Genomic DNA, 12,575 nt, shown 5'->3' on the forward strand with positions numbered 1-12,575 from the left:
AATATAACCTGCACTACCTAAAACTAAAACTGTTATTTAGGCATTACCTCTCGATTTACACTTTGTAATTCTTTTATAAAACGATCAAACCCTGCTCTACCCTCTTTATTCATCTTATAGACACCAGCATCTTCTAGGACTCGTTCAAATTTTTTTGCAACTTCAGTTTGAAGAAAGCTTTGGATGTTTTCTTCCGTATAGCCGCCCTGGGTTTTTAATTCATCTGCCCATTTTTGATGGATTTCAAGAACATTGGCTTCCTTATCTAACAAGTACAGCACAACTTCATGAAGCTCCTTAATCAAACGTGGAGGGAGAATCGCAAGGCCCATGACTTCAATAAGCCCGATATTTTCTTTCTTAATATGCTGTACATCTGAATGTGGATGAAAAATTCCATCAGGGTATTCTTCACTCACATTATTATCACGCAGTACAAGATCAATTTCATATTTTTCTTCGCGACGCCGCACAATTGGTGTAATCGTATGATGTTTTGTGCCCTCTTTTGAATACGCACGAATTTGTAAGAGTTCATCTGAATAGTTTTTCCAAGTTTCATGGATAAAGGTGCTGGCATTAATTAGTTCTTCTTTGTTTAAAGAAGAGAGTCGAATCACACTCATTGGCCAGTTGACAATACCGCAAGAAATATTTGGATAGTCACATAGTTCGAATGATTTAAGAATTTTAGCCTTTGCCATTGGAAAGTTATGGCGTCCAGCTTGATAGTGATCGTGACTTAAGATAGATCCTCCTACAATAGGCAAATCCGCATTTGAACCAATGAAATAATGTGGCATGATTTCTACAAAACTAAATAAACGAGAGAATGCCTCACCAGAAATTTTCATTGGTCGATGCTTTTTAGACAATACGATGGAGTGTTCATTAAAGTATGCATATGGTGAATATTGAAACCCCCATCCTTCTCCATCTAGTTCAATATTAATGATTCGGTGATTGCTTCTACCTGGATGGTTTAGGCGACCGAAATATCCTTCATTTTCAATACAAAGTAAACATTTTGGATAATTACCCTTCGGTGTATTTCTAGCCGCTAGGATCTCTTTGGGATCCTTCTCTGGCTTGGACAAATTAATGGTAATTTCCAGTTCACCATATTTTGATTCTGCTAAATAATGAATGTTTTTTTCAATCGCACGTGTCTTTATATAATCATTGCGTTTACTAAGTTCAAAGAAATAATCTGTTGCTTGTTTAGGACCTTTACGATATGCCTTCTGAAAATTCGCATTAACCTTAGATGGAAGTGGTGTGATCACATCCATTAAAAGCGCTTCAAACATATCACGATTAACTTGGCTTTTAGAGATAATTAGATTTTCCGTCGCTTTACCCATAAGCGTATCTAACAGCACATGTGGGTCCGTTTCGACTACACTAGTAATCTCTCCCATGTTCGATTCGCCAATCAAACGTAATAATTGATTGTGTGTATAAATTCGGTCACCTTCCTCAATGGCTCCATTATTGATTGCAAGTGTAGTAAAATCATAAATTGCTTGGCATGTGCTCATCGTTTTCACCTCATTCATCATCCAATCACTGTAGTTCCACTACCAATATGTGCCACATAAAAGACAGGCGCATATCCTACAACTTTGAGATATTCATCATAAACATTGTTTTTAAAAGTGTGAATTTCACTTTCTTTTACTAATGCGATGGCGCATCCACCAAACCCAGCTCCAGTCATACGCGCTCCAAGTACACCCTCTTGTTTTTGGGCAGTGGCTACTAATGTATCTAATTCAAGCCCTGTAACTTCATAATCATCTCTTAAAGATGTATGAGAAGCATTCAATAGCTTTCCGAATTCTTCTAAATCACTAGCAGTAAGAGCTGCTTTGGCTTTTTTTGTGCGTTCATTTTCATAAACTGCATGCTTTGCGCGTTTAATTAAGGTTTCATCCCCAATAAGATTTTGATTTGCATCAAATTCTTTTTTACTTAGTTCTCCAAGTGCTTTAATTTCTAACTTCGTTTGGAGACGCGCGAGTGCTTCTTCACATTCAGCACGGCGCTCATTATATTTTGAATCTGCTAGTTCACGACGTTTATTAGTATTCATAATTACAATAGCATAGTCATCTAAAATTACTGGTACCATTTCATACTCTAATGTATTGGTATCCAGGAGAATCGCTTTGTCTTCCTCACCAAATCCAATAGCAAACTGATCCATGATACCAGAATTCACACCAATGAATTCATTTTCAACTTTTTTACCCATTTTGACTAATTCAAGTCGCTTCACGTCTAAGTTGAACAGGTCTTCTAATACTACGCCTACAAGTAATTCAAGTGAAGCACTACTTGAAAGTCCTGCTCCATTTGGAATCGTACCTTCAACTAATAACTCAAAGCCACAGTCTATTTTATAACCTGCTTCTTTCAGTGTTAAGATAACCCCTTTTACATAATTTGCCCAATTCGCATTTTTATCGTAATCTAATTCATTCAACTTGAAGCTAATCACACCAACTTCTTTAAAGTTCGTTGAGTAAACTAATACTTTATCATCCTCCCGACGTCTAGCTACTCCGTAAGTTCCATAAGTAATAGAAGCGGGGAATACATAGCCACCATTATAGTCTGTATGTTCTCCGATTAAGTTGATACGTCCTGGAGAAAAATATTGGGTTGTTTCTTGAGGACCAAATACCTCAGCAAATTTTAAAACTAGTTCACGTTTCTTTTCCATAAGTATCCAACTTCCTTTTGCATTCATTTTAAATAAGGGAATTATCTCAGTATTCACTGGCCACTTCTAACCGTTCATCATTATTTATAGACACAACATCGTATTTTAAATACATTCTGATAGCAGTATCTAAATTTTCCTATACATGTTTCATATTTAAAGAGACTATCCAAAATATAATCTCAAATAATATGAAATTCTGTCATCGCTTGATAAGTTGAATCCACCCTAAGAACCATATCTCCAAAATCAGAATACTGCTCAGCACCCGGGGAAACTTGTGTTTCAAAGGTAATTCCCCCGTGGTTTGCAAGTTGCTTTCCATGCATGAGAGGCGTATCCTCACCAAAATTTGCCGTAAAGATGACGACACTTGGTTCTTTTGTGGATATTTCAATTGTAACCACCTCATCCGGGCTAATGAGTTTCACTGAACTATGTGATAGCTCAGGTCGGTTCAAGAAAAATGGGTGATCAATTCCATCCACTAATTCTTTTTGACCAAAAGTACTATCGAAGGTTTCTTTGAGTTTAACTGGTTTTCGAAAATCAAACGCTGTTCCTTCTACAGGACACTTTTCACCAATTGGAATACTTCCCCAATCAAGTGGTGCAAATCTATCACTATCCACCCATAATGTGTGTTCATCTACAGGTTGCGTTACATCACCAGTTAAGTTAAAGTACACGTGATTTGTTGGATTAAACAAGGTATCTTTGTCACTCGTCGCCCTAGTTTCTACTTTCCAAACATTTGTGTTAGTTAACGTGTAACGTATCTCGACATCAAGATTACCCGGAAAACCATTTTCACCATCTGGGCTCACCGTATGAAATACCACTGAGACCTCATCATAATTATCGATAACTTGATATTGCCACTTTTTACTTTCAAATCCTGGGGTACCGCCATGTAAAGTGCTTCCGGTTGTCTCATCAATTTGTACTTTATAGATTTTCTCATCAATTTGAAAAGTTCCATTTTGAATTCTTCCAGCTACTCGTCCAATTGAGGCACCAATATATAAATCCTTTTCAAGATATTCCTTTGCCGTATCAAAACCAAGTACAAGCTCACGTAGACCATTCGTTGTTGGTATCTTTAAACTTGTAATGCGAGCACCTAAATCTGAAACAGTCAATTGCAGGCCGTACAGATTGGTAATAGTGATAATCGTATAACCCGCACCGAAATCTTTTGTTGTAATGTTCATTTTAGATATCCTCTACTCCTTTATTTAGAATGAGAAAGTGCAGCACTAGAATTGAACTCTTCAGTTGCTTCCCTGCCATGATTTAGCTTTGCTTCTAGTTCTTTAACGATTTGTGCATGTTTTTTCTCTGTTAATGTAATCTTCCATGCGAAAATGATGGCAGAGAAAATCATGAGTGCTGCTGGAAGATAGAACGCATAAAGATGAAACGTTGAGACACCTTCTGCTGTAATGTCTGCTGCTGTAGCATTGCCAGTCATCCCAGCGGCAACAGCTACAAATCCAACGATTCCGTTTGATAAAGCCCCGGCAATTTTATCGAGTAATGGACGAATTGATAAAGTCACAGCTTCGTTTCGAGTACCATTTTTCCATTGTCCATATTCAACTGAGTCGGTAATAGTCATCAAAGCTGAAAGGAAAATTAGCTGCTGAGGGAAGTAGTAGAGCACCAATCCCACAATAACCATTGGTAAACTGGTTCCAGCTAAGATGAAACATACATATGCCAGAAGCATCATCACAATACCGCCAATATAGACAAAACGTCTTGACATTAATTTCGTGAGCGTTGGGAAAAGTGGAACAGCAATTATGCCTAATACAGCTGCAATTAATCCCACAATCCAAAACTCACCTGAATTTCCTAGAATATATTTGAAGAAGAAGAATAACACAGCAGTAGTTGCAACATTAGCAATCGCATATGTAATATATGAAAGCGCTAGCCACATCAACTGATCGTTTTTAGCAATAGCTTTGAAAACATCCTTAAAGGCTACTTTTTCTTGTTGCTGACGAATTACGCTATCATTTTCTTTTGTGCCAAGTGCTGTAACAATCGCTGTTCCACCAGAAATAACAGCAGCAATCACGCCAAACCAAAACCAACCAGAGGCACCTTGAGAATGGTCACCAGTCATCAAGAAAGTAAAGAAGGTAACGATTGGTACAACTGCTAGTGTAGTCCCATTTGCACCAAGTGATGAACCAAGTCGTGCGAATGTTGCCAATTTTTCTCGTTCCTTGGTTTCAGTGCTTAACGCTGGAATCATCGACCAAAAAGCAATATCCTTAAATGAATAAAAACTATCGAGTAAGATATAAACAATTGCAAACAAAATGATGAACAATGTAGTATTATGAATTGCCAGACCAAAGAAATTAGTAAATATGCATACAAGAAGGATAGAACTAACTAAACCACCAATGACTAACCATGGCTTAAACTTCCCAAATCTCGTTTTTGTGTTGTCAATTACTCCTCCAATAATCGGGTCAAAAATAATTTCTATCAATCGAATTGCTACGACTAAACTCGTAATAATTCCAATCATTTTTCCAGTTGTTGCTTTATCAGCCCCAGTGAACATTGCACTCGTAACAAAGACCATAAAATAGGTGCTCAAAGTTGCATAAAATATGTCATGACCAAATGCACCTATGGCATAGGAAACACGTTGTTTTAAATTTCCATTCATGTTCATTCTCCTTTTTTGTAATTTTTTCCACCAGTTAATTTTAATAATGATAAAAGAGCGTTTACAAAGTGAAATATAAAAAAACTAACGAACTACATTAATCTCCTTCCTTTTATTTTCTTTCTCCAGTATAGTTTAACAAGAAAGCGCTTTCTGTTTTATATCATTTTGTGACCTTGATTTAACCTTTTGTTGCATTTCTTCCTTCAATAAGAAGATTAGGTTATAGGTATCACGACGAAGGGAGAATTCCATGGAGCAAGCAATCTTTATGAAAAAAGAACAGCATCACTTCTCAAGCGAACTTTATTTTGCTTTTTGTGGTTTTTCAAAAACACTGCCTTTTCATGCTTTTGGGCCAACTGTACGTAACAGCTACATTATTCATATCGTGTTGGATGGAAAAGGAATGTACTATGTAAAAGATAAAAAATATTCATTAAAGAAAGGAAATATTTTTCTCATTCCCCCAGGAGAGTCGACCTTTTATCGCGCGGATGCAGAAGAACCATGGTTGTATGCGTGGCTGTCATTTGGTGGGAAGGTAGCAGAAGAAATTATTCATTATTCGAGTTTTAAAGAAGATAACTACTCTGTTGCCTCAAGTAATATTCAACAATATTCGGATATTATCTTGGAGTGTATGAATTGCTCCCGCGGTACATTAGAGGATGAATTAAAGTTGAATGAGTTGACCTATCGGTTTTTAAGAGTATTACTTACAGATGGTGTCGAATTCTCAGCAGGAGTAAAACAAAAATTTTCACGACTTGCGATTGAAGCGATGACATATATTGGAGAGCACTATGTAGAGGAGATTACAGTAAGTGATGTGGCAGATCATCTTGCGGTCAATCGAAGCCATCTCTCGCGGGTCTTTCAAAATCAGTTCGGGATGAGCATGAAGGACTGGATTTTAAGGGTACGCATTAATCACGCAGCGTATTTACTTTCAATGACAAATGAATCAGTAGAGAACATTTCTTATCAGGTGGGCTTTCGTAGTTTAGTAGTCTTTAGCCGCATATTTAAAAAAGTGACTGGAGAAACACCTACGTATTATCGAAAACGTATGTCGAAAGAGAATTTCGAAACAATCTCTTTATCCAGCTTGAAGTCCTTACTTGATGAACAAGAAATTATTTCACGGGCCACTTAGGAAAAATGAATATAATTTCTGTTGAGGTACAAAAATAATTTCATAAATGCTCCAAACTAAATATTTAACGATTATGAGAATAAATTTTTAAAACTCCAAAACAAAATACGTATTTTTCGAACTGATACCCATTAAATAGTCGAAGTGAATTTATATTTTCGTGTATATTTTGCTATCATTTAGTTTTGTACTAGAAACATAAGTTGCAAGCATAATAAAAGTCAAGGCTTTCAAAAAAACTCTTGACTTTTATTCGTGTTTTATATAGAAACCATTATACAATTTGCATATCGGAATCTATTTTTTAACTTTTACTTTTCAAAATACACTTGTGCACTTTTCCTACTTTTATCCGAACTATCCCTTTCAATTATCCAAGAGCTTGTATCTTCCTTAACAGTTATTTCATCGCCCTTTTCTGCTACCCTGTAACCCATCTTTTTAGGTATAAGAAAAATTACTTTAGCTTGCTCTTTCATCAGATCAGCCATTACTACTTTTATGCTATTGTCCTGATAGTTTATTGCAATTGCCCCTCTAGTTTTAGCTTCTACTTCATCCACTTTCCCTATTTCATAAAAATTACCCATCCATACATTATCAGCTGTATCATAAATTACCTGCTGCATTGGTGTATTAGAGAGTATTGATACATCCATTTTTTTAGCGTAAATAGATGTTTCTTCTTAATTCTTACCAGGGAAGAATTACATACACATAATTGCCACCAGACGGAGAATTTCCATGAGGTATTGATAGCGTTGCAAACATGTTACTTACTTGACTACTGAATCCGCCTTTATTTACATCAGACCACTTTCCACTTCACTCTTTCTTTTCAGCATATATATTTTCAGTTTGAGGGAACACATAACCAATATCAGACTGATTATTTTTGCCTTTAAAGGATTACTTTCTTCATATTTTTTACTATTTCATAACTTGCTTCAAATTTACTCTCCTCATGTATCGTATTCTAACAATCATCATCACACATGACTTAATACATTACTGAAAAGAAAAAAGCTCTGCATTATGCAGGCTTTCTTTATAATTTCATCGTTAAAATATTTATAAAAACTTCTATAGAATCCGCCTAAAATATACGGAATTAAGGAGATTGAACGTCGTAATCTCTATACAAACATCTTAATAATATGACTGACTGAACTGATAAATCAGCTTGTAAGTAAAAATATAAATAGTCCGTTAAAGAATCTTACAGAACATGATCATCGACATGTAAAGTGACAGACCCTTTTCCAAATCCGCAGAAATTCAAATCCTCCGTCATGCCTCACGTATAGTAAAAGGCATCGCAACCATTCATGTCCCGTATAAAAAAGACGGAGTCTTCAACCAAACTTCGCTTTTTCGACGTATAATGAATTACAGGAATGATTGATGACTGCAAAAAATTTGTCTTCCTCAACTATAGATCTTTTATACATCTAATTATTGTTTCACCGCTTTGGCTACAAGTGCTGCGTATGCTTCTGCACCTACTTTGGTTAAATGCACACCATCAGGTGCAAAGTAGTCACTCTTTCCAGCACTTGCTGCATACCAATCAACAAGAGTTACATTCGGATATTCAGATGCCGTTACTTTCAATCGCTCATTCACGATTGATTCCCACGGACGTGGTACCCTCGTATTAATAAATATCATTTTACGTTCATTTCCAATTAATTTTATTAATGAAACAAGTTGCTCAGTAGTAAAGGCTCCATTTGTACCTAATCCAATAATGACATAGTTTCCTAATTTCCCTTCATTTTTTAACTGTTCAACTACAGGAATCGCTTTTGACAGCTGGCGACCAATTTGTGCATCAATCCTAATATCAGGAAAAGTATTTTTTAAATACGGAGTAATATCAATCATAACGGAATCGCCTATCGCAGTAACTGTGAGAGAATTTTTAGGTTGCGCAGAATTTACTTCTTTTGATTCTTCTTGATTTTTAGGCGTCTCTTGAGTTGGATTTTCCCAAACTGCAACTGGATGTTTCGCTGGTTGTGTTTGTACTGCTTCCACCTTATCTAGTTGAGGATTCTCCTTAGCCTTACTAGCTTTTGTTAACCCTAATACGGCTATCGACGAAACGCATAATGTACAAATTAAAGCTAACTTAACACCTAAAGTGACATTTTGAAGTCTTAAGTTCTTAAACTGAATGTTCCGGAGCGCACCTTGTCGGATTGGTTTTTCGATAAACTTCCATGAAATTTGCGCAATCATTATAATCAAAAGAAATTGAAGAACTGCTCTTATTAGTGAAAAATCCCCAGCACTTACTTTTGGAGTCGTCAATGTAAGAATTGGATAATGCCAGAGATATATGCCATACGACCTTACCCCTATCCAACGTAAAGGTCTAAATCGTAAAAATTGAGCAATGCGGCTAGCTGGATGAGCAAGATTCGCCACTAACAATGCTGTTGCAATTGATAAGAGAACCATTCCTCCATTGTATAGAAATGGATCATATTGATTAGTCTTCCAAAACATAACCAAAATAATAATAAGAGCAGTTCCTCCCACTACATCAAGAATGAAACGCGCCTTTGGAATAATTTTATTTGCAAGCCTATTGCTTGGCCAAATTAAGGCAAGTGCCGCTCCAATAAGTAAGGAAAAAGCCCTCGTATCTGTGCCATAATAAATTCTGCTCGGATCAGCTCCAGGTTCATACAAAATTGCCATCGCTAAAGCTGAAGCGACAGCTCCCAGACAAATCAATAAAATCATACGGGATTGTTTTTTTATGTAGTAAAGCCCTAAACTAATGATAAACGGCCATACAACATAGAATTGTTCCTCAACTGCTAACGACCAAAAATGATTCAATGGAGAAAGCTGGTTAAAATTATCAAAGTACGATAATTTATGATAAATATACCACCAGTTACTAACATAAAATAACGCCGCTAATGAATCTCCACGCATTTTTTCAAGTAAAGAGCTATGAAAAACCGTAATCCATGCCAACGTTATAACGAGCATAACAAGCATTCCTGGTAGCAATCTCCTTGCCCTACTAAGCCAGAATTTTTTCAAATCAATTCTCTTATTTCTCTTCCACTCCATCGCTAGAATATCTGTAATTAAATAACCTGAAAGTACAAAAAATACAGTAACCCCTAAAAATCCCCCAGGCATCCAATTAAAATTAATATGATACAAAATAACACCTAGTATAGCTAGGCCCCTTAGACTGTCCAATCCAACCATATAGCGACTATTTTTTTTAAAAGGTTTAGTCATCCTACAATCACCCCTATTTCTTGGAAATTAGGTTAATAATAGCGGTATAAAATGCTATTAATTTCCTAAAATCGTATAAGCTAAACATCATTTCGTAAGACTCTTTTTTTATAATTGCATGCACAGCAATTAATACTTTAACACGTTATCTGGCTCTGTTGTGAAAATTTTTAAACAAAGTGTTTTTGTTGATTCTCCGAAAAAGGGGAATATGCTTAATTAAAAAGTTATATGTTGCATGTCTAAAGGTACTCTTTTTTATACGTTATTACAAACGTATAAACTGGCATTGTGAATATAATCATTAACGCATTTGCGAACTCTTTCCTGCAAAGAAACGTTATAAAAAAGGGCTACTGATTATGAGCAGACCCTCTTTCACCTTACTTCACATATACGTAAGTTTCATTTGCCATCACATAGTATGTTTTACCCTTGCTGTTGTGTATTTTATATTGCAGCGAATCTTGCACCAGAACAATATGGGTTCTGGTGCAAGGTTTTTAAACTAGGATAAACTCTGGAAAAGCAAATAAGGAGCATAACAGATGAGATAGTTTAAAGAAAAATAGTTCGAAAAAGATAATAGTAGCCGTTGGCTACTATTATCTTTTTTCTTTAAGTTATCGTAATATGTCTGAAATTCTAAAGGAACGTGGTATTTCAATTCATCCAACAACCATTATCCGCTGAGTTCGTAAACAAGTGAATTTTATCCATATTTTCAAAAAATAAAACAAAATAAAGCAAAACTATCTTTAGAAATGAATGAAACCTATATAACTATCGACTAATCTATGTACAAAAACGCTCACTTAATTGTGCATAAAATTACTCACTTTCGGGAGCTAAGTAGTTCTTCAGGGTTGATAAGAACCCCTGTAAATGCTTCAAGTTAACTGCATAATTGTGTGAGTGATGTACTTGCGACCTTTTGGTTAAGCCATACACATAAAGCAACTAACTCCTTTGCTCCATATTTACTTTTTCGCTGAACGAATTCTTTTTCTTTAGCTAGGCGTTCTAGGGCATAAGGAGAGATATGTCGTTGCAATTTTTCACTTAACTTGGTGTCTAGTTTAGTGTACCATCTCCAATTACTGCGTTATTTTTCCGGTTCAGTTCATTATATTTTCTACTTTGTCTTTATACACAACATATTCTTTCCCATCCACTACTGCTACCACCGCAAATTCATCTTTTGGATTGAATGAAAGCCAGTCAGCCCACATGTTTGTATTTGGTCCTCCACTCCACATATTATGAACAGTGTTTTTAGTTAAATTCATAACTTTATAAGACGCATTTGGTGCATTTGTTCCAGTCTTTATCTCAAATGTGTATGCGTTATGAATATTTTTATAAAAGTAGAAAACGTTTGATGGACGAAGCTGATTCATAAGAGCCTGTTCTTTTTCCTCTGCAATTTTCATCCCCTCTTGTAATGTGACAACATCTGTTCTTAATGTTTTCCAACTGTCTTTCGCTGCATTCAAGTTAGGGGTTAAGAATTTATATCTATTTTGATCAGCTTTTTGATCAGCTTTATCAATATGTCCTAGTACGCCCGAATATTTAGAGTCTAAATCATCCCATTGCGTGGACATATAAGTAAGAGCAGTAATAGCATTATCAATCGTACTATGCATATCACTAATATTATGAAACGCAACTCCAACTACACGATTTAATGTTATTTTATAATCTACAGTCTTACGTAATTCTGATAATGTAGGCTCTAATCGACCTAAATTATCTCTTGCTGTACCTATCATTATACCGCCAGAAATCAACGTGGGAATAAAAGGGATTTTCACCATTGTTAATCCATCAGATTCTAATTTTTTATAATAGTTTACTTGTCCTAAAATTTCATCTAAACGCTTTTGATCAGTCTCCACATCAGCTCCTTGGTTTTTTAAAATCGATTGCAAGGTCTCTTTATGGCTTCCAAATACTCTAACATCTTCTCCAATAGCGTTTTTAAATTTAGTTAATTCTTCTATTAATGCTTTTGCAGACTTTTGATTTTGTTGAATTCCCCCCCGTAAATCTGTAATCCCTTTTTTTAAAGTATCCCCATCCCCATTATTGATCGCCTCTACTAATGTTTCATAATAATTTTCAAACTTTGTATCGTATTCAATAATGCCTGTCAATGTATCTAAAAGCTGTTTTTTTACTTTCGTATTCCATGTAACAGCATGTGCTCTTGCATTCTTTTGATCTTGTACAATTTTACTAGGTAAATCTGCATACCCATTAATCGTAATTCCTTCAAAACTCACATCCGGATTATTGATTAGCAAATAAGAATATTCATTCATAGATTTTGCAAATAACCCAGCATCTTGTACAGTTTTTTTCATCTGTTCTTCATTTGCTGAAAGAGACATATCTCCATTGTTCGTTTGTTCAATTTCATTTGCAAAAGCTGCTACTGGTGTGACTGCATAAGTAGTTGTCATAGTTAAAAACGTTGATACAGCGAGTATTTTGCAAGGAATTTTTTTCATCATTTCATATTCCTCCTATATAGGGTTTGATTTCAAATTCTATTCTTCTTTAAAAGCGATGTCTTTCAAAATGAGTTCTACATTTTTTATGAGTATCATACTAGCTTTTTTTAGAAACCTTTAAATCATCAAATATTAAAGGGAATCTATGTTGTTACATAGATTCGATATTATTAAGCAAATCTTTATAATCTGTCACCAAGTAAT

General features: G+C 35.4%; 9 protein-coding genes and 4 pseudogenes. 3 read left to right on the plus strand and 10 right to left on the minus strand.

The annotated features are described in order from the left end of the window. Window positions 1–32 precede the first annotated feature (32 nt). From galT to ACQKNR_RS16235, 4 genes are all read right to left on the minus strand, one after another. Entirely contained in the window at window positions 33–1,562 is a 1,530-nt protein-coding gene (gene galT, locus ACQKNR_RS16220) for a UDP-glucose--hexose-1-phosphate uridylyltransferase (RefSeq protein WP_427318768.1), read from the minus strand. Beyond that, window positions 1,559–2,728, minus strand: a complete 1,170-nt coding sequence (locus ACQKNR_RS16225) for a galactokinase (RefSeq protein WP_427318769.1) — start codon at window positions 2,726–2,728, stop codon at window positions 1,559–1,561. The genes galT and ACQKNR_RS16225 overlap by 4 nt, the downstream gene beginning before the upstream one ends. Before the next feature lie 182 nt (window positions 2,729–2,910). Then, window positions 2,911–3,942 (minus strand): galactose-1-epimerase, encoded by a 1,032-nt coding sequence (locus tag ACQKNR_RS16230; RefSeq protein WP_427318770.1) that lies wholly within the window; start codon window positions 3,940–3,942, stop codon window positions 2,911–2,913. Window positions 3,943–3,962: 20 nt separating this feature from the next. Beyond that, window positions 3,963–5,423, minus strand: a complete 1,461-nt coding sequence (locus ACQKNR_RS16235) for a glycoside-pentoside-hexuronide (GPH):cation symporter (RefSeq protein WP_427318771.1) — start codon at window positions 5,421–5,423, stop codon at window positions 3,963–3,965. Between the two features lie 253 nt (window positions 5,424–5,676). Between ACQKNR_RS16235 and ACQKNR_RS16240 the strand changes: the two genes are divergently transcribed. Then, complete coding sequence (locus tag ACQKNR_RS16240; RefSeq protein WP_427318772.1) at window positions 5,677–6,582, plus strand: AraC family transcriptional regulator; 906 nt, start codon at window positions 5,677–5,679, stop codon at window positions 6,580–6,582. A 311-nt stretch (window positions 6,583–6,893) separates the two neighbouring features. On the opposite strand, the gene ACQKNR_RS16245 is transcribed toward ACQKNR_RS16240, so the two are convergent. Beyond that, window positions 6,894–7,241: a polysaccharide lyase beta-sandwich domain-containing protein gene (locus ACQKNR_RS16245; protein WP_427318773.1), complete on the minus strand. Its 348-nt coding sequence runs from the start codon at window positions 7,239–7,241 to the stop codon at window positions 6,894–6,896. 34 nt (window positions 7,242–7,275) lie between these two features. After that, complete coding sequence (locus tag ACQKNR_RS16250; protein ID WP_427319053.1) at window positions 7,276–7,353, minus strand: hypothetical protein; 78 nt, start codon at window positions 7,351–7,353, stop codon at window positions 7,276–7,278. Between the two features lie 438 nt (window positions 7,354–7,791). Between ACQKNR_RS16250 and ACQKNR_RS16255 the strand changes: the two are divergent. Next, window positions 7,792–7,983 (plus strand): annotated as a pseudogene (locus ACQKNR_RS16255) (IS6 family transposase); the annotation flags it as partial. A 54-nt stretch (window positions 7,984–8,037) separates the two neighbouring features. Here ACQKNR_RS16255 and ACQKNR_RS16260 read toward each other — a convergent pair. Together ACQKNR_RS16260 and ACQKNR_RS16265 are read right to left on the minus strand one after the other, a co-directional pair. Further along, the gene (locus ACQKNR_RS16260) at window positions 8,038–9,852 is read right to left on the minus strand and encodes an acyltransferase family protein (RefSeq protein WP_427318774.1); all 1,815 of its coding nucleotides are present in this window, start codon (window positions 9,850–9,852) and stop codon (window positions 8,038–8,040) included. A 383-nt stretch (window positions 9,853–10,235) separates the two neighbouring features. Continuing rightward, window positions 10,236–10,331 (minus strand): annotated as a pseudogene (locus ACQKNR_RS16265) (N-acetylmuramoyl-L-alanine amidase); the annotation flags it as partial. A gap of 103 nt (window positions 10,332–10,434) precedes the next feature. Here ACQKNR_RS16265 and ACQKNR_RS16270 point away from each other — a divergent pair. Beyond that, window positions 10,435–10,542, plus strand: a pseudogene (locus ACQKNR_RS16270) (IS6 family transposase); the annotation flags it as partial. A gap of 208 nt (window positions 10,543–10,750) precedes the next feature. Here the strand turns inward: ACQKNR_RS16270 and ACQKNR_RS16275 are convergent. Beyond that, a pseudogene (locus ACQKNR_RS16275) lies at window positions 10,751–10,906 on the minus strand (IS4 family transposase); the annotation flags it as partial. A gap of 64 nt (window positions 10,907–10,970) precedes the next feature. After that, the gene (locus ACQKNR_RS16280) at window positions 10,971–12,371 is read right to left on the minus strand and encodes an HBL/NHE enterotoxin family protein (protein WP_427318775.1); all 1,401 of its coding nucleotides are present in this window, start codon (window positions 12,369–12,371) and stop codon (window positions 10,971–10,973) included. Between the last annotated feature and the right edge of the window lie 204 nt (window positions 12,372–12,575).

The organism is Bacillus sp. NPDC094077, from assembly GCF_050279465.1.
In the GTDB taxonomy this organism is placed as follows: domain Bacteria; phylum Bacillota; class Bacilli; order Bacillales; family Bacillaceae_G; genus Bacillus_A.

Bases quoted from the DNA above. Each gene is read 5' to 3' on its own strand.
- ACQKNR_RS16250 (WP_427319053.1), bottom strand. From the start codon at position 7,353: ATGTTTGCAACGCTATCAATACCTCATGGAAATTCTCCGTCTGGTGGC.
- ACQKNR_RS16235 (WP_427318771.1), bottom strand. From the start codon at position 5,423: ATGAATGGAAATTTAAAACAACGTGTTTCCTATGCCATAGGTGCATTT.
- galT (WP_427318768.1), bottom strand. From the start codon at position 1,562: ATGATGAATGAGGTGAAAACGATGAGCACATGCCAAGCAATTTATGAT.
- ACQKNR_RS16240 (WP_427318772.1), top strand. From the start codon at position 5,677: ATGGAGCAAGCAATCTTTATGAAAAAAGAACAGCATCACTTCTCAAGC.
- ACQKNR_RS16230 (WP_427318770.1), bottom strand. From the start codon at position 3,942: ATGAACATTACAACAAAAGATTTCGGTGCGGGTTATACGATTATCACT.
- ACQKNR_RS16225 (WP_427318769.1), bottom strand. From the start codon at position 2,728: ATGGAAAAGAAACGTGAACTAGTTTTAAAATTTGCTGAGGTATTTGGT.
- ACQKNR_RS16280 (WP_427318775.1), bottom strand. From the start codon at position 12,371: ATGATGAAAAAAATTCCTTGCAAAATACTCGCTGTATCAACGTTTTTA.
- ACQKNR_RS16260 (WP_427318774.1), bottom strand. From the start codon at position 9,852: ATGACTAAACCTTTTAAAAAAAATAGTCGCTATATGGTTGGATTGGAC.
- ACQKNR_RS16245 (WP_427318773.1), bottom strand. From the start codon at position 7,241: ATGGATGTATCAATACTCTCTAATACACCAATGCAGCAGGTAATTTAT.